Origin of the sequence: Nitrospirillum amazonense (assembly GCF_007828045.1) — a bacterium.
Taxonomy (GTDB): domain Bacteria; phylum Pseudomonadota; class Alphaproteobacteria; order Azospirillales; family Azospirillaceae; genus Nitrospirillum; species Nitrospirillum amazonense_C.
The window spans coordinates 90,306-106,067 of record NZ_VITN01000006.1 but is presented as its reverse complement, the minus strand read 5'-3'; the positions used below and the strand labels follow the sequence as shown (position 1 = coordinate 106,067).

General features: G+C 67.9%; 14 protein-coding genes and 1 tRNA gene. 8 read left to right on the top strand and 7 right to left on the bottom strand.

Annotated features, from left to right (window positions below; all coding sequences use genetic code 11):
• Positions 1–290: 290 nt before the first annotated feature.
• Positions 291–542 (bottom strand): hypothetical protein, encoded by a 252-nt coding sequence (locus FBZ89_RS12025; protein WP_138918590.1) that lies wholly within the window; start codon positions 540–542, stop codon positions 291–293.
• Between the two features lie 482 nt (positions 543–1,024).
• The gene (locus FBZ89_RS12020) at positions 1,025–2,596 is read right to left on the bottom strand and encodes an NAD(P)H-hydrate dehydratase (protein WP_145750227.1); all 1,572 of its coding nucleotides are present in this window, start codon (positions 2,594–2,596) and stop codon (positions 1,025–1,027) included.
• A gap of 230 nt (positions 2,597–2,826) precedes the next feature.
• Here FBZ89_RS12020 and FBZ89_RS30860 point away from each other — a divergent pair, with 230 nt between their 5' ends.
• Positions 2,827–3,372, top strand: a complete 546-nt coding sequence (locus tag FBZ89_RS30860) for a glycine-rich domain-containing protein (RefSeq protein ID WP_186457315.1) — start codon at positions 2,827–2,829, stop codon at positions 3,370–3,372.
• Positions 3,373–3,390: 18 nt separating this feature from the next.
• Here FBZ89_RS30860 and FBZ89_RS12010 read toward each other — a convergent pair whose 3' ends face one another.
• Positions 3,391–3,756: an MmcQ/YjbR family DNA-binding protein gene (locus FBZ89_RS12010; RefSeq protein ID WP_145750226.1), complete on the bottom strand. Its 366-nt coding sequence runs from the start codon at positions 3,754–3,756 to the stop codon at positions 3,391–3,393.
• 142 nt (positions 3,757–3,898) lie between these two features.
• Positions 3,899–3,974 (bottom strand) — tRNA-His (locus FBZ89_RS12005).
• A gap of 486 nt (positions 3,975–4,460) precedes the next feature.
• Here FBZ89_RS12005 and FBZ89_RS12000 point away from each other — a divergent pair.
• The 4 genes from FBZ89_RS12000 (at position 4,461) to FBZ89_RS11985 (ending at position 10,838) form a co-directional block, all read left to right on the top strand.
• On the top strand, positions 4,461–4,799 hold the full coding sequence (locus FBZ89_RS12000) for a P-II family nitrogen regulator (RefSeq protein ID WP_004274165.1): 339 nt from the start codon (positions 4,461–4,463) through the stop codon (positions 4,797–4,799).
• Between the two features lie 241 nt (positions 4,800–5,040).
• Positions 5,041–6,450, top strand: coding sequence for a type I glutamate--ammonia ligase (gene glnA / locus FBZ89_RS11995; RefSeq protein WP_145750225.1), 1,410 nt, complete (start codon positions 5,041–5,043; stop codon positions 6,448–6,450).
• A gap of 318 nt (positions 6,451–6,768) precedes the next feature.
• Positions 6,769–8,577: an ATP-binding protein gene (locus tag FBZ89_RS11990; protein ID WP_145750224.1), complete on the top strand. Its 1,809-nt coding sequence runs from the start codon at positions 6,769–6,771 to the stop codon at positions 8,575–8,577.
• Positions 8,577–10,838, top strand: a complete 2,262-nt coding sequence (locus FBZ89_RS11985) for an EAL domain-containing response regulator (protein ID WP_145750223.1) — start codon at positions 8,577–8,579, stop codon at positions 10,836–10,838. The genes FBZ89_RS11990 and FBZ89_RS11985 overlap by 1 nt, the downstream gene beginning before the upstream one ends.
• Positions 10,839–10,900: 62 nt before the next feature.
• Here the strand turns inward: FBZ89_RS11985 and FBZ89_RS11980 are convergent, their stop codons facing one another.
• Positions 10,901–11,239, bottom strand: a complete 339-nt coding sequence (locus FBZ89_RS11980) for an MmcQ/YjbR family DNA-binding protein (RefSeq protein WP_145750222.1) — start codon at positions 11,237–11,239, stop codon at positions 10,901–10,903.
• Positions 11,240–11,330: 91 nt separating this feature from the next.
• On the opposite strand from FBZ89_RS11980, the gene FBZ89_RS11975 reads away from it, so the two are divergent.
• Entirely contained in the window at positions 11,331–11,873 is a 543-nt protein-coding gene (locus tag FBZ89_RS11975; protein ID WP_145750221.1) for a GNAT family N-acetyltransferase, read from the top strand.
• Here FBZ89_RS11975 and pdxR read toward each other — a convergent pair.
• Positions 11,870–13,294 (bottom strand): MocR-like pyridoxine biosynthesis transcription factor PdxR, encoded by a 1,425-nt coding sequence (gene pdxR / locus FBZ89_RS11970; protein ID WP_145750220.1) that lies wholly within the window; start codon positions 13,292–13,294, stop codon positions 11,870–11,872. The genes FBZ89_RS11975 and pdxR overlap by 4 nt on opposite strands.
• A gap of 126 nt (positions 13,295–13,420) precedes the next feature.
• Here pdxR and FBZ89_RS11965 point away from each other — a divergent pair, with 126 nt between their 5' ends.
• Positions 13,421–14,062: an FMN-binding negative transcriptional regulator gene (locus tag FBZ89_RS11965; RefSeq protein ID WP_145750219.1), complete on the top strand. Its 642-nt coding sequence runs from the start codon at positions 13,421–13,423 to the stop codon at positions 14,060–14,062.
• A 108-nt stretch (positions 14,063–14,170) separates the two neighbouring features.
• On the opposite strand, the gene FBZ89_RS11960 is transcribed toward FBZ89_RS11965, so the two are convergent.
• The gene (locus tag FBZ89_RS11960) at positions 14,171–15,085 is read right to left on the bottom strand and encodes a protein phosphatase CheZ (protein WP_145750218.1); all 915 of its coding nucleotides are present in this window, start codon (positions 15,083–15,085) and stop codon (positions 14,171–14,173) included.
• A gap of 417 nt (positions 15,086–15,502) precedes the next feature.
• On the opposite strand from FBZ89_RS11960, the gene FBZ89_RS11955 reads away from it, so the two are divergent.
• On the top strand, positions 15,503–15,760 hold the full coding sequence (locus FBZ89_RS11955; protein ID WP_145750217.1) for a hypothetical protein: 258 nt from the start codon (positions 15,503–15,505) through the stop codon (positions 15,758–15,760).
• The last annotated feature ends 2 nt before the right edge of the window (positions 15,761–15,762 follow it).

The window sequence follows — 15,762 nt, the reverse complement described above, 5'->3', positions numbered from 1 at the left end:
TCCCTGACACGCCTTTGGAGGCATACCGGTATGGCGAAATGCCAGCCGGCCTGGCCACCAGCGAGAGTAGCCCAAGTGGACGATATGGGGGATTCCACTAACTGTTCCAGGCCGTTCCCGGGGACTACCACCTCCGGTTAGTAACATGCGGCCGGTTCGGTGGGGCCCTCCCGACCCTGTCCACCGCCGGCCTGGTGATGACCTGAAGGGTGCCTGGCCTGGGTGGGGCCGGGTTGGAAAGGACGGTTCCGCCGGAAGGGGTGTGGGCCCGTCGGGGCAGGCTGCCGCCGTCAGCTGGCGACCCGCTCGTTGAACAGGCGGCTGAAGCTTTCGGCCGACAGGGTACGCTGGTCCGGGGCGCAGCTGCCCTCGGGCAGGTTGTTGCGCACCATGAAGCGCACGTGCGGGATGTGGAAACTATCCGTGGTGATGGTCAGGACCTCCGCCGTTTCCGTCACGCTGCCGGAAACGACCCGACGATACTGCGCGCCAACCTGCAACGGATCGTCCAGGCGCGACCGGCGGAAAAGAGAGAAGCCCACACTCGCCCCCCAAATAAAGCAGGCCCGGCACTCCGCCTAATGAATAGGACGTATTGGCGCCGACGCCAGACGTTCGGGATAAAGGCCCCGTCGCCTTGCCCCCGCCCGCGGTATCTCGACATGGGTCGGCGCCGCTACCACAGTTCCCAATACTTCGGGAAGCTGGCCCTCTCCAGGCCCCGGACCACATACGAGTGCCGGAAGCCCATTGGGGCGGAAATGGTTATTGTGCCGGCCAGTCATGCCCCAGATCGGGGCAAATGCCGCGAAGCAGTTTGAATCTATATCAAGAGTATCCCATTGTTTTAGTGCGGGCAATGCTTTTGCCATATGGCAAATACGGCATTTTGAATATTCCCGACGCAACGGGTATGGCGGTTGGTCTGCGCGGAAGGGGAGGCTTAGTCAGCGGTGCGAAGGACGGCAGGTTTATCTACAATTTTATGGGATTTTTATTTGACATCTCACCGTCCGCCCCGCCGTCACGCCGCCGCCAGGTCCGCCAACAGGGCCGGCACTTGTTCGGGCAAGTCCTCGGCCACCAGGCCGGGACCGAAGCGCAGGGCGGCCTGGGCGTGCAGCCAGGCGGCGGCCAAGGCGGCATGCCAGGCGTCCATGCCGCCGGCCAGCAGGCCCAGGCACAGGCCCGCCAGGACGTCGCCCGCCCCTGCAGTGGCGAGCGTGGGCGGGCCGCCGGCCTCGATGGCGGCGCGGCCGTCGGGGTGGGCGATGACCGTGTCCGGCCCCTTCAGCAGGATGACCGCGCCCAGGTGGCGGGCGGCGGCCCGGGCGCGCATCAGCTTATCCCCCACCAGTACGGCATGCCCGGGCCCGAAGAGGCGGGCGAATTCGCCCTCGTGCGGGGTCAGCACGACCCGGCCCGCCAGATGGCCCCCCAGCGTGTCCGCCTGACCGGCGAAGGCGGTGAAGATGTCGGCGTCCAGCACGAGGCCGAAACCGGCGCCCACTCGGCTGGCGTCTTCTGGACCGCCCTCGCGCCGGCCGGCGGCGGCGACCAGGGCGCGCAGCAGCGCCTGGCCATCGTCGTCCGTGCCGGCGCCCGGGCCCAGCACGGCGGCCGTGATGCGGGGGTCGGCCAGGATCGCCTCGGCGGCGTGCAGATCCGCCATGGGGCGCACGATCTGGCTGGGACTGGAAAGGCGATAGACCAGTTCCGCCGCGGGTGGGCTGGCCACCGTCACCAGGCCGGCACCGGCCCGCTGCGCCGCGCGCGCCGCCAGGCGCGCCGCCCCGGTCATGACCGCCCCGCCCAGCACCAGCGCATGGCCCCGCCGGTATTTGTGGTCATCGATGCGGGGGCGCGGCAGGTGGCCGCTGAACAAGGCCGGCCCGTTCTCCCACACGTCCGTGGCCACCGCCGGATCCGCCAGCACGGTATCGGGAATGCCGATGTCGGCCACGATGGAGGCGCCGCAGGCCACGCGGCCGGGCAACAGCAGATGCCCCGGCTTTTTGCGGAAGAAGGTGACGGTGACGTCGGCCCGGACCATGACGTCGCCCACCGGCGCGCCGGTATCGGCGTTCAGCCCGCTGGGCACATCCACCGCCAGCACGACGGCCCCGCCCCGGCGCGCATCCGCCATGGCGGCCACCAACTCCGCCGCCCGGCCGCCCAGGGGACGCGACAGTCCCACGCCGAACATGGCGTCGATCACCACCGCCGCCCCGGCCAGCGCGGCCGGCGCGGCCTCCAGCACCGACTCCCGTCCCCAAATCTCCATCCAACCGGCCGCCGCCAGGGCGGCATCGCCCGTCAGCCGATCCAGATCACCCAGCAGGGCCAGGCGTACGGGCCAGCCGGCGGCGGCCAGATGGCGTGCCGCCACGAAACCATCGCCGCCATTGTTGCCGGGCCCGCACAGCACCGTCACCGGACCCAGGCCGAAGCGCGCCATCACCACGCCGGCCACCGCGCGGCCCGCATGCTCCATCAAGGTGATGCCCGGCACGCCCCCCGCGATGGCGGCGGCATCGGCGGCACGCATGTGGGCCACGGACAGCAGGGCGAGGGCGGAAGCGGCGGTCGGCACCATGGGCGGACACTCGGGCGATGGAACGGCCAGGGGTTGATGCCGGCGGCGGCAAGACAGCGCCTCACTGGCGGCGGCGGGATTTCCCGAGTACAATGGCGCCGTCCGTAACCACCCGTCGAGGGCTTATGTCCACCATTTGGGGACCGGGTACGTTGATCCTGGCCAGTTGGGCCACCATAGCCGCCTGGGGCGGCCACCTTCTCAATAAACGACAAAAACGCCCGCGGGCCGTGTTCGCCCATGACCTGTCCTTGGCGACGGAGCGCTTCCGCAGGCGGCATGACCTGGACGCCGCCGGCGCCGCCTTCTGGGAACGGGAGTTCCGGCGTTATTTCGGTCTGTTGGCCGCCCCGCCGAGCTGGACGGCGAAACAGCCCTTAGGCGCGCCCGACACCCTGGTCGACGACTATTGGCATGAACTGGTGCTGTGCACCGCCCTGTATGCCGCCTACTGCCAGGCCTCGGCCGGCCGCTTCATCCATCATCATGTCGGCGCCGGCAGCGCGGAGGCTTATGCCCGGACGTGGATCGCCTATAAGGAGTGCTACGGGACGCCCGATCCCTTGGCATGGCCGGCGCCCAGCCTCCTTGCCATGGCCTGGGTGGACAAGACGCGAGGCGGCGGCGCGACCGACTCGTCCTCCACCGGCTGGGATGGTGGCGACAGCCAGGGCCACCATCACGGCGGCGGGGACGGGCATGGCCATTGCGGCGGCGGGCACGGCGGATGTGGCGGCCATGGCGGGTGCGGGGGCGGCAGCTGCGGCGGGCACTGACATCCGCCGCAGATCCGATTATACCGAACCAGCCGCGTCGAACCGCCGCACCAGGGTCTTGGGCGCCACCGCCCGCCATTGGCGATGCAGCAGGCCCATCACCTTGTCCAAAGAACCCTGGTCGGGGATGGCGGACAAGCGCGCCAGCACGATGGGCCAGCCCACGTAATGGTCGGTCAGATGATAGACGGCCGGTTCGAAAGCCATCAACAGGGCGCGCTCGTCCGTGTCCACGCCGGTGACGACCAGGGTGTCGTCATCCTCGCGCAGGCGGGTCAAGAGCTTGCCGCGCACCTTCAGCGCCGGCGTGCCATAGGAGGTGCCGTCCTCCACACCGGGCCAAGCCAGGGCCCGGGCGCGGATGTCGTCGAACGTGAAGCTCATGGGAACGTGAAGCTCATGGCGCGCCGCCCGGATGCCTGTCGGGCGGGCAGTTTAGCGCCGCCGCATGATGAAAGGGCCCGGAAAAGCAAAAAGGCGCCCGGTGAGGGCGCCTTTGCTGTCCTTATACATAGTATAAGGAGGATGGGGCGATGGATGGGACTCGAACCCACGACCGCTCGGACCACAACCGAGAGCTCTACCAGCTGAGCTACCACCGCCGCCGTGAGGCGGGTTTCTGCACCACCTGCCCCCACCCCGTCAAGCATTCTGATAAGATAATCTTCACATGCCGGGGTCGCGCCCCGCGATAGGCTGCAATCGAGGCACTGGCATCCCCTCAAATCAGCCGCACCGGCACCTCAAAGGACAAAATGCAGGCTGTTGATTAATTTTTGTGCTGTCGTTTGCATAGGAAGCGCGCATACGTTGGGGCCACCGGGGCCGGAGGGCCGGCCCCGCCCCATCCGCCGGGTTGGCATGGGGCGTGCTATCCTGTTGCCCCGGTCCGGCCGGGCCACATGGGGGCGGCGACGCCTGTTGCAGGATGCGCCCCACCCGTGTTGTCTATGGGCCAGACACCGAATTGAAAATCGTGGGGGGTTTCCGGCATCAGTTTCCAGGCAAGCGGCCCCGTTGGGTTCCGCAATCCCGGCACCGGCGCCGATATATTCCCCGCCCTTGAAGCGAAGGCGTGGCCGTAAGCGATGAAAAAGATCGAAGCCATCATCAAACCGTTCAAGCTGGACGAGGTGAAGGAAGCGCTGCACGAAGTCGGCATCAAGGGCATCACCGTGACCGAGGCCAAGGGCTTCGGCCGGCAGAAGGGCCATACCGAGCTGTATCGCGGCGCGGAGTACGTCGTGGACTTCCTGCCCAAGGTGAAGATCGAGATCGTGATGGACGATCAGTTGGTCGATCGCGCCATTGAGGCCATCCAACAGGCGGCGCACACCGGCCGCATTGGCGACGGCAAGATTTTCGTGACCCCGGTGGAGGATGTCATCCGCATCCGCACCGGCGAACGGGGGCCGGATGCCGTCTGACGCCGGTTCGCCGGATGCCGCCCCGCGCCGGCTGGCATAGACGGGAACGGCCGGGCGCGTCGCCGTCCGGGATATCAATGGTCATCGATCATTGATCATACGTTTGGGGCTGGCGGCCCAGGATGGGAGTAACCCCGGGCGCCGGAACATTATGGGATGGGGGGCGCAGCCATGTTCCCGCCCATGCACGCGAAGTCAGTAGTCACCCAACATCTCCCAGAACTTTAGGGAACCCATCAAGATGTCCGATATCGCGAAGTTCTTCGACCTGGTTAAGGAGCACGACGTCAAGTACGTCGATTTCCGTTTCACCGATCCGCGCGGCAAGCTGCAGCACACCGCCCAGCACATCAGCACCGTGAACGAGGAGATGTTCACCGACGGCGTGATGTTCGACGGGTCGTCGATCGCCGGTTGGAAGGCCATCAACGAGTCGGACATGATCCTGATGCCCGACCCCGCCACCGCCGTCCTGGATCCGTTCGCCGCCCAGCCGCTGCTGACCGTGTTCTGCGACGTGCTGGAGCCGTCCACCGGCCAGCCCTACAAGCGCGACCCGCGCTCCATCGCCAAGGCCGCTGAGAACTACATGGCCAGCGCCGGCATCGGCGACACCGCCTACTTCGGTCCCGAGGCCGAGTTCTTCGTGTTCGACGACGTGAAGTTCGAAGTCTCGATGAACCGCGTCATGTACGAGTTCGACAGCGAGGAAGGCCCCTACACCTCCGGCAAGGCTTATCCGGAAGGCAACCTGGGCCACCGTCCGGCCGTCAAGGGCGGCTACTTCCCGGTCGCCCCGATCGACGCCGGCCAGGACCTGCGCGCCGAGATGGTGACCGTGATGGCCGACATGGGCGTCGAGGTGGAGAAGCACCACCACGAGGTGGCCGCCTCGCAGCACGAACTGGGTATCAAGTTCGGCACCCTGGTCAGCATGGCCGACACCATGCAGATCTTTAAGTACGTGGTGCACAACGTCGCCCACGCCTACGGCAAGACCGCCACGTTCATGCCGAAGCCCGTTTTCGGCGACAACGGTTCGGGCATGCACTGCCACCAGTCCATCTGGAAGGACGGCAAGCCCCTGTTCGCGGGTTCCGGCTACGCCGACCTGTCCGAGACCGCCCTGTACTACATCGGCGGCATCATTAAGCACGCCCGCGCCCTGAACGCCTTCACCAACCCGTTGACCAACAGCTACAAGCGTCTGGTCCCGGGCTATGAGGCGCCGGTGCTGCTGGCCTACTCCTCGCGCAACCGGTCGGCTTCCTGCCGCATCCCGTACGTGAACAGCCCGAAGGGCAAGCGCGTGGAAGTCCGCTTCCCGGACCCGGGTGCGAACCCCTACCTGGCCTTCGCCGCCATGCTGATGGCTGGTCTGGACGGCATCCAGAACAAGATCCACCCTGGCGACGCGATGGACAAGAACCTGTACGACCTGCCGCCGGAAGAGCTGAAGGAAGTGCCGACCGTCTGCCGTTCGCTGCGCGAAGCCTTGGAGTCCCTGGCCGCCGACAGCGCCTTCCTGAAGAAGGGCGATGTCTTCACCGAGGACTTCATCAACAGCTACATCGACCTGAAGATGGAAGAAGTGCTGGCGTTCGAAACCTCGCCGCACCCCATCGAATACAAGATGTACTACTCCGTCTGATTGGACCGGCTTCCCCCGGGAAGCCTCCTCTCGGGAAAGGGCCGTCCAGCAGGGCGGCCCTTTTTCTTTTGCGCGGGGCGCGCCGCTTCTTTTGCGCGGGGGCGCCGCCGCCCCCTCTTTCGCACCCTTGCCCACCGCCGTCCTGTACCGGAGGATAGAGTGAGGCCCCTGTCCGCCGCCGATGGCAGACGTTAAGCTTGGGGGACGAGGTGTATTTTCCCGGCCGGGGCGCCGTCTGGACAGCGGTTGCCGCCCGGACATCAGGGGCCCGGATGCCGGGAGTGGCCCGACGGCAGATCGCAAGCGGAAGCATGGCTCATGGCACAGTCCTCCGGCCCCCGGTCGCTTGAAATGGGAACGGCGGAAATGACCGCCACCGCCCTGCTCCTGCCCCCGGCCGATTTGTCCAGCCGGATCGCGCGCACCGCCGGCGGGTTGACCTTGCGGCTGCGCCTCCTGCTGGCCTTTGGCCTGCTAACCCTGGGCGTGGCGCTGGTGGGCGGGCTGGCCATGGACCGGCTGGGCGCGCTCAACGACAAGGCGGCCGTCATCCGGGACAACTGGCTGCCCAGCACGGCGGTGAACGGGCAGATGATCTCGGCCATAAAAAGCCGCCGCCTGGCGGAGGCGCGGCTGCTGTTCGCCCCCGAGGCCGACCTGGAGCGCAGCCTGCAGGCGCTGGACCAGCGCAACCAGGATGTGGAGATCGCCCGCCGCGATTATCAGCAATATATCGTGATGAACACGGAGGATGAGCAGCGCCTGAACGCCTTCGACCAGGCCTGGGCCGCCGGCCAGCAGTACCAGATGCGCCTGCGCGAGCTGGTGCGGGAGCATAACCGGGACGAGGCCATGGCCCTTTACAACGGGCCGCTGCGGGATGCCGACACCCAGGCGACCGACGCCATCCTGCGCGACCTGGCCTTCAACGTGAATCAGGGCCGGGCCACGGCCCGAGAAGGCAACACCATCTATGCCGCCACGCGCCTGCTGCTGTGGTCCGCCATCGGCCTGGCGGTGGTGGCGGGCGCCACCCTGGCCTGGCTGGCCATCCGCACCATCGCCGCCCCCATCCAGGCCATGACCCTGGCCACCGAGGCCTTCGCCCAAGGCCATTACGACCATCCCCTGCCCTGCACCGACCGGCGTGACGAGATCGCCGGCCTGGCCGCCGCCCTGGCCGTGCTGCGTGACAAAAGCGCGGAGCGCGACCGGTTGATCGCCGCCCGCACCAATGAGGCGCAGACCCTGTCCGCCGCCAAGACCGAGGCGGAGACCAACCTGGCCACGCTCCGCCAGCTGCAGGACCAGCTGGTGGAATCGGAGAAGCTGGCCGCCTTGGGGGCCCTGGTCGCCGGGGTGGCGCACGAGGTGAACTCCCCCCTGGGCGTGGCTGTCAGCGCCAGCAGCACCCTGGCGCTGGAGACCAAGCGCTTTCTGGCGGCCATCGAGGCCGGACAATTGCGGCAGAGCACGGTGGACCGCTTCGCCCGGGTGGCGCGTGACAGTACCGACCTGCTGGAGCGCAATTTGGACCGCGCGACCACCCTGGTGCAACACTTCAAGCAGGTGGCGGTGGACCGCGCCAGTTCTCAGCGCCGCCGCTTCAACCTGGGCGAAATGGTTTCCGACACCCTGACCACACTGGGCCCCATGCTGCGGCGTGCCTCTTTCAGGGTGGAAACCGCCATCCCGGATGGCATCGACCTGGACAGCTACCCCGGCCCCCTGGGCCAGGTGTTGACCAACCTGATCCAGAACGCGGAACTCCACGCCTTCGACGCGGCCGTGCCGGCGCGGGAACGCCAGACCACCGGGCAGCTGCTGCGCATAGAGGCCAGCCGCAGCGCGCGGGATGTAACCCTGCGCGTGCAGGACAACGGCGCGGGGATGGGCGAAGATGTGCGGCGACGCTTGTTCGAACCGTTTTTCACCACCAAGATGGGCCAGGGGGGATCGGGCCTGGGCATGCACATCGTCTACAACATCGTCACGGGCATCCTGGGCGGGGCCATCGCCGTTTCCTCCACACCCGGTAAAGGAACGACCGTGACGCTGACGGTGCCCCTGATGGCGCCCCACAACACCGACGGCGCGCCGTCATCCCCACCGGGAGAATCCGGCTGATGGCGAACCCGGCTGAGGCCCTGATCCATATCGAGGACGACCGGGGGACCGCCCGGCAAAGCGGGCCGGGCTGGCGCATCCTGGTTGTCGACGATGATGAACAGGTGCACCTGGCCACCCGCCTGGCGCTGGAGGGTATGGACTTTCGCGGCCGGCCGCTGACGCTGGACAGCTGCTACACCGCCTGGGAGGCGTTCGAGTACCTGGCCGGCACGCCCGACATCGCCGTCGTGTTGCTGGACGTGGTGATGGAGGATGAACGCGCCGGCCTGGATCTGGTGCGCCGCATCCGGGAGGAATTGCGCAACGACCAGGTGCGCATTGTGCTGCGCACCGGCCAGCCGGGCTATGCCCCGGAGCTGGAGGTCATCCGCCAATACGACATCAACGATTATAAGGCCAAGACCGAGCTGACGGTCACCCGCCTGGCCTCCAGCATCATCACTGCCCTCAGGTCCTATGAGCAGATCGTGGCCCTGGACCGGCATCGCCGGGGGCTTGAGCAGGTGATCAAGGCCTCTGCCGACCTGTTCAGCGAGCGCAGCCTGAACGAGTTCAGCGCCGGCGTCCTGATCCAGCTGGCGGCCCAGATGGGCATAGAGCCCGAGGGCCTGTTGTGCGCCCAGGGCACGGTGGACGGCCCTGTCATCGTGGCCGCCGCGGGCCGCTTCGCCGGCCACATCCGCAAGCCCCTGGCCAGCCTGGGCAATATGGAGATCGAGGCCGCCTTGCTGGAGGCGTTCTCCCGCCGCGAGGGGTTCAAGAGCCGGGGCGGTGACATCCTGTACCTGCAATCGGGCAGCGCCCACCCGGCGGCCATCTACATGTCCACCCCCACGCCGGTGGACGAGCAGAAGCGCGACCTGGTGCGCCTGTTCACCATCAACGTGGCGCTGGGCTTCGAAACGGCGACCCTGTTCGAGCACCTGCGGTCCGTCGCCTTCACCGACCCCCTGACGGCCCTGCCCAACCGCGCCGGCTTTATCGCGGCGTTGGACCGGGCAGCGTTGGACCGGGCGGCGCCCGGCCAGAACCTGGTGGTCATCCTGCTGGACCTGGACCAGTTCCACTTCATCAATGCGCGCCTGGGCTTCCAGGTGGCGGACGCCTTGCTGCGCGCCGTTGGGCACCGCCTGGTGGCCAATTTCCCCGAAGCCGTGGCCATCAGCCGCTTCGGCGGCGACCGCTTCGCCCTGGCCCTGCCGGCCCCGGCGCAGGCGGACCTGTCTCTGGCCCTGCTGGAAAGCCGGCTGGAGGTGGCGTTCGAGACGGGATTCGATGTCGCCGGCCGCCACGCCAGCCTGTCGGCCACCAGCGGCTGCACGTTCACCGTCACCGGCGCGGCCGGCGGCGCTGACGGCCAGCTGGCCGGCGACCTGCTGGTGCAGCAGGCGTCATTGGCCTTGAAGGATGCGAAGTTGCGCGCCCGTGGCCGGCTGATTGCCTTCAATCCGGAGCTGGAGCGGCGCAACCACGCCGGCCTGGCGCTGCTGGCCGAATTCCGCGCCGCCCTGCGCAACCGCGAACTGGTGCTGCACTACCAGCCCAAGCTGGACCTGATGACCGGCCGGCCGGTGGGGGTGGAGGCGCTGGTGCGCTGGCAATCCCCCCGGCATGGCCTGCTGATGCCGGCCCAGTTCCTGGATCTGGCGGAGGCCAGCGGCCTGGTGCTGCCCATGGGCCTGCAGGTGCTGGAAATGGCCATCCGCCAGCGCCGCGCCTGGCGGATGGAGGGATTGGACATCCCGGTCGCGGTCAACGTCTGCGCCTTGCAGGTGCAGCAGGCGGATTTTCTACAAGGTATCGACGGCGTGCTGATGGCGCAGGAGGCTACGGCCGAGGGCATCGAGATGGAAATCACCGAGTCCGTCTTCGTCGGCGATGATGCGCGCACGTTCGACCATATCCAGGGCTTGCGGGACCGGGGCTTCGGCGTGGCCCTGGACGATTTCGGCACCGGTTATTCCTCGCTGAGCTACCTTAACCGCCTGCCCGCCACGACGGTGAAGATAGACCGACGCTTCGTCCAAGGCATGAACCGGGACGCCAAGTCGGACATGCTGGTGCGCGCCATCATCCAGGTGGCAGCCGTCATCGACGCCAAGGTCGTGGCCGAGGGCGTGGAGACGGAGGACCAGGCCGAGCGGCTGCGCGCCCTGGGCGTGCCCGTGGCCCAAGGCTTCCTCTATAGCCCCGGCCTGCCGTCCGAGGAACTGGCCATCTGGTGGCTGAAGCAGGACGCGCCGGGCGTCAGGAACTAGGTTCGGTTCTTGGCGGACGCGCGTCAGCAGCTATTTCCTTTTTCGGGGCCGTGTCGGCGCAACTATTTCTTTTTCCGGGGCCGTGTCGGCCCCAGGGCCATCGCCAGCCGCCACGCCGCCGCCACCGCGCCGGCCAGCGTGGCCTCGTCGGCGGCCGCCAAGGCCACATGGGTGGCGCCAGTCCGGCCCCAGCCGCCCGGGACCGGCTGGAAAACGGCCGGCACCGCCGCCACCCGCATCTCCTGCTCCTCCACCGCCAGCTTGACCATGCCCCGCCCGAGGTCCGGGTCCAGGGTGGCGAAGATGCGGTTCCCCACGCGGAAATCGGCATGGCCCATGTGCGCGCCTTCCTCCACCCCGGCCAGCGAGCACGCGATGCGGCGGAAATCATCTGGCGTCATGGCGGCAATTCCCCAAAGCGACGGGACAGGCGGCGATGCCAGTGTATCATCAACAGCTTAAGGCATGGATCGAGGATGGGAGGGGGACACGGTGGCCTACACATTGCGCAAGGCGACATTGGCGGACAAGCCGGCATTGCAGGCCTTGATCCAAGCCTCCGCCCGGGGTCTCAGCGGGGAGCACTACACGCCCGAGGTGGTGGAGGGCGCGCTTGCCGGCGCCTTCGGCGTGGACAGCGACCTGATCCATGACCAGACCTATTTCGTGGCGGAGGAGGCGGACGGCCTGTTCGTCGGCTGCGGCGGGTGGAGCCGGCGCATGACCCTGTTCGGTGGCGACGCCCGCCCCGACCGCAGCCCGCAGATGCTGGATCCGGCCCGCGACCCCGCCCGCATCCGCGCCTTTTTCGTCCATCCCCAGCGCGCGCGTCAGGGCATCGGCCGCGCCCTGTTGGAAGCCTGCGAGGCGGAGGCGCGGGCGGCCGGCTTCCAGGCGTTGGAACTGATGGGCACCCTGCCGGGCGTGCCGCTCTACCGCGCCCTGGGCTTCCACCCCACGGGCGAGGTGCTCCACCCCCTGCCCAACGGGCAGACCATTGCCTTCGTGCCCATGCGCAAGGAGCTGGTGGCTTAACCCTGGCGGATCGCCGCAGCCAGGATGCGCACGGCGGGACCCATCGCCGCCTCCGCCGTGCCGGCGAAGCCCAGGACGAAGCCGCCGGCGGGTGCGGAACCGTGGTAATAGGAGGAAAGGGGCGCCGCTTTCACGCCCCGCGCCAGGACGGCCTTCGCGATGGCCGCGTCGTCGCCCGGCACCCGCAGCCGCGCCACCAGATGCAGGCCGGCCTCAGGATTGCCGGCGGCATCCAGCACATCGGCGGCATGTTCGGCCAGGGCCATCATCAGGGCCTGCCGCCGGGCGCGATAGAGGGGGCGCATGCGCCGCACGTGAGCGGCAAGGCGACCCTGGGTGATGAAGCGCGCCAGGATCTGTTGCGTCAGGCCCGGCGCCCCCCGGTCCTGCATCCACTTCCCATTGGCGAACCGGTCCACCAGGGCCGGTGGCACAATGAGGTAGCCCAGGCGCAGGCCCGGGGCCAGAACCTTGCTGAAGGTCCCCAGGTAGAGAACCCGCCGCCCGCCGTCCAGGGTGTGCAGCGGCGTCAGCGGCCGGCCGCCATAGCGATATTCCCCATCGTAATCGTCCTCCAGCACCCAAGCATCGGCCCCCTCGGCCCAATCAAGCAGCGCCAGGCGGCGCCCCAGGCTGAGCGTCGCGCCCAAGGGATATTGGTGGGTTGGGGCGACCAGGGCCAGGCGCGCGCCGGGCCAGGCGGCCAAGCCGGCGGCGACATCCATGCCGTCGCCATCCACCGGCACCGGCACGATCTCCAGCCCCGCCGCCGCCAGGGCGCACCGGCCGGCGACATAGCCCGGCTCCTCGAACCAGACGGCGTCACCGGGGGACAGCAGGGTGCGGGCCACGAGGTCGATGCCCTGCTGGGCGCCGCTGACGATGATGACCTGGCCGGGGGTGCAGGCGATGCCGCGGGCCACCGCAACATAGTCGGCGATGGCGGCCCGCAGCTCCGCCGTGCCGCACGGATCCCCATAGGCCAGCAGGTGCGCCGGACGTCCGCGCTGGGCCGCCATCGCCGCTTTGGCCCAATCGGCCCAGGGGAACTGATCCAGGGCGGGGATGCCGACGGCCAGGGGCATTGGGGGCGCCGTCGGCGCTGTGGGGCTGCCGGACGCCGGGGCGCCAGGTACGGCGCGGGGTGCCGTCGTGGCCACACCCTCCGCCACGTACATCCCGGCCCCGACACGGCCCAGCACATAGCCCTCGGCCACCAGTCGATCATATGCCTGGACGACGGTGATGCGGGCCAGCCCCTGGTCGCGCGCCAGTTCCCGGCTGGACGGCAGCCGCGTGCCGGCGGGCAGGCGGCCGGACAGGGCCGCGTCGCGGAAATAGGCGACGATCTGGTCCTGCAGCGATGTGGACGCCTGCCGGTCCAGCATCAGGCTGTTCCAGAGGGGGGCGATGGCGCACATGGACGGGGCGGTCCCAGATATCAAACAGGCCAACTGGACTTATCAGAGCGCGACAATTGGCGCTATGGGGCAATCCAGTTTGGCGGGAAACTGCGCGCTATTCCGCAGCATGGAAAGCCAGCCGCCATGTACCGCCCGACGCATTTCAAGGAAGACCGCTTGCCCGTGCTGCACCAGGCCATGGCGGCCATCGGCCTGGCCAACCTGGTCACGGTGGGGGTGGACGGCATACCCCAGGCCAGCCCCCTACCCCTGCTGCTGCGCGCGGATGAGGGACCTTACGGCACGCTCTATGGACACGTTGCCAGGGCCAATCCGCAATGGCGGGAGACACCGGCGGGCAGCCCGGCGCTGGCCATCTTCATGGGGCCCGACGCCTATATCACCCCGTCCTGGTACGCCACCAAGGCGGAAACCGGCAAGGTGGTGCCCACCTGGAACTACGCCACCATCCACGCCCGGGGACCCATCACCTTCTTCGAGGACACCGGCGCCCTGTTGGATCTGGTGACCAGCCTGACCGACCGGCATGAAGGGGGCCGCGCCGCGCCCTGGGCGGTCGCTGACGCGCCCGCCGATTTCATCCAGGCGCAACTGCGCGGCATCGTCGGCTTCCGCCTGATGCTCACAAGCGTGGCAGGCAAGTGGAAGATGAGCCAGAACCGCCCCGCCGCCGACCGCGACGGCACGGCGAACGGGCTGGCCAGGGATGGGGCCGCCAGTGTCGCCGCCCTGGTGCAGGCGGGTGGTGCCAATCCGCCTGGATGAGGACCACAGCCAGCCGTGTTCAATCGGAACCACAACAGCCGGCTATAGCGGCGTCTGTCCGCGAGCGGATCCACGCCTAAACGCGATCCCGCCTTTAGGCGATCCGCTCTAATGGGCCCCCTCGAACAACGCGTCGATTTCCTGCTGGGTGCGCAAAGCATCAGCCGACAGGCCGGTGGTGCTGGGGATGACCACATCCTTCACCGGCGCGGCCGGCTGCGCCGCCACCGCTTGCGTGGGCGAAACGGCACTGAACAGGGCATCGATGGTGGTCTGCGACGGCGCCTGCAGGGCGGGACCATGCAGCAGATGGGCATCGGGCCGGGCGTCGTCATGCTTATACGGCAGCAGCACCTCGCGCGGGGCATCCGCCGGCGGCATGGCCGGCGTGGTTGAAGCCTGAGGCAGGGTGCGCCACAGGCCGGTGATCACGCCCACGCGCTCCTCGATATAGCTCAGGGTGTTCACCACCTTGGCGGTGCGCTGGCCGCAGATGTCCTGGAACGAGCAGGCCATCATCACGTCCATGCAGGCGTTCTCCAGCGCCGTCAGCAACTGACCATCGACCATGCGGCCCGGGCGCAGACGACGCAGGGCACCGGTCATGCGTTCCACCGTGGTCAGGATGCGGTTGGTCGCCTCCTCCGTCGCGGTGACGATGGCATCCAGCTCCGAGGTGGCGGCGCTGATGCGGTCGGCCTTGGGATCGCTGGGCTTGATGGCCGCGATTTCACGTTTCACCAAACGGATGGTGTTGGCCATGGCCTCCACCTCCGCCTTCAGGAAAGCGATCTCCGGATTGCCCAGCTGGCCGCCGGTTGCGGCCGGCGCCGCGTCATTGCGCGAGGCCGCGATCAACCGCTGGACGCTGGCGACGGTGCGCCGAAGTTCATCAGCCTCCACCGAGCGGGCGCGGCGCTGAACCTCATAGAAGAAATCACGGCCCTTGGCCGTGGCCAGCAGGGATTCCTCCATCTGCCGGTATTCATCCAGCGTTAGGCCGGAACCCCGGGTCGTCTGCATACCCATAACGCCCTCTCGCAAATATGCCGCGCGGCCGGCCTGCCCCGGCTTACGGTGCTCAATCCTAAGTTCCTCATGAGCATGACTTTTCCGTCAATATAGGCTTCCTCCGTAGACGTATGTATTTCAGATGAGTTTTACCTTACGCAATGTGGGTAGTTCTCGTCACATTTGTGATAAAAGCCATTACGTCTGCCCGAAATTTACCCCCTAAGAAATATAAGTGTCGCCCTCTTGCGTAGAAGCGCGGCCCTGGTTGGGGCGACGGCCGAACGCCTGCCACCACCGTGACGGCGGCCGCTCGCCGGTGGTACCATCGCGCTCGATGACAGGACGCCCGTTCCCAGGACGGCCCCTCCCCGAGACGAGTGACAGATGCGGACCTTCCTCCACAGCCTTTCCCGCCCTGCGAGGCGGATGGTCGTCCTGTTACTGGCCGCCCTGTTACTGACCGGTGTGGTGACGGGGACGGCCGGCGGCGCTCTGGCGGCGGAATCGGAGGCGGAGGCCAAATCGGTGGCGCTGGAGGCCAGTTGCAAGCCGAACAAGGTGGAGGCGGTGCAGCGCTTCGTCGGCAACAATCCCGACATCGTCTACAAGATCACCTGCCAGAACGGGAAGGACCTGGCGGTTTACGTCCGCTGCCAGGGCCGCACCTGCTTCCTGGTGCGCTGATG

Excerpts from the sequence above, each read along its gene's own strand:
- FBZ89_RS12020 (WP_145750227.1), bottom strand. The coding sequence starts at position 2,596 with ATGGTGCCGACCGCCGCTTCCGCCCTCGCCCTGCTGTCCGTGGCCCAC.
- FBZ89_RS12010 (WP_145750226.1), bottom strand. The coding sequence starts at position 3,756 with ATGAGCTTCACGTTCGACGACATCCGCGCCCGGGCCCTGGCTTGGCCC.
- FBZ89_RS12000 (WP_004274165.1), top strand. The coding sequence starts at position 4,461 with ATGAAAAAGATCGAAGCCATCATCAAACCGTTCAAGCTGGACGAGGTG.
- glnA (WP_145750225.1), top strand. The coding sequence starts at position 5,041 with ATGTCCGATATCGCGAAGTTCTTCGACCTGGTTAAGGAGCACGACGTC.
- FBZ89_RS11990 (WP_145750224.1), top strand. The coding sequence starts at position 6,769 with ATGGCACAGTCCTCCGGCCCCCGGTCGCTTGAAATGGGAACGGCGGAA.
- FBZ89_RS11985 (WP_145750223.1), top strand. The coding sequence starts at position 8,577 with ATGGCGAACCCGGCTGAGGCCCTGATCCATATCGAGGACGACCGGGGG.
- FBZ89_RS11980 (WP_145750222.1), bottom strand. The coding sequence starts at position 11,239 with ATGACGCCAGATGATTTCCGCCGCATCGCGTGCTCGCTGGCCGGGGTG.
- pdxR (WP_145750220.1), bottom strand. The coding sequence starts at position 13,294 with ATGTGCGCCATCGCCCCCCTCTGGAACAGCCTGATGCTGGACCGGCAG.
- FBZ89_RS11965 (WP_145750219.1), top strand. The coding sequence starts at position 13,421 with ATGTACCGCCCGACGCATTTCAAGGAAGACCGCTTGCCCGTGCTGCAC.
- FBZ89_RS11960 (WP_145750218.1), bottom strand. The coding sequence starts at position 15,085 with ATGCAGACGACCCGGGGTTCCGGCCTAACGCTGGATGAATACCGGCAG.
- FBZ89_RS11955 (WP_145750217.1), top strand. The coding sequence starts at position 15,503 with ATGGTCGTCCTGTTACTGGCCGCCCTGTTACTGACCGGTGTGGTGACG.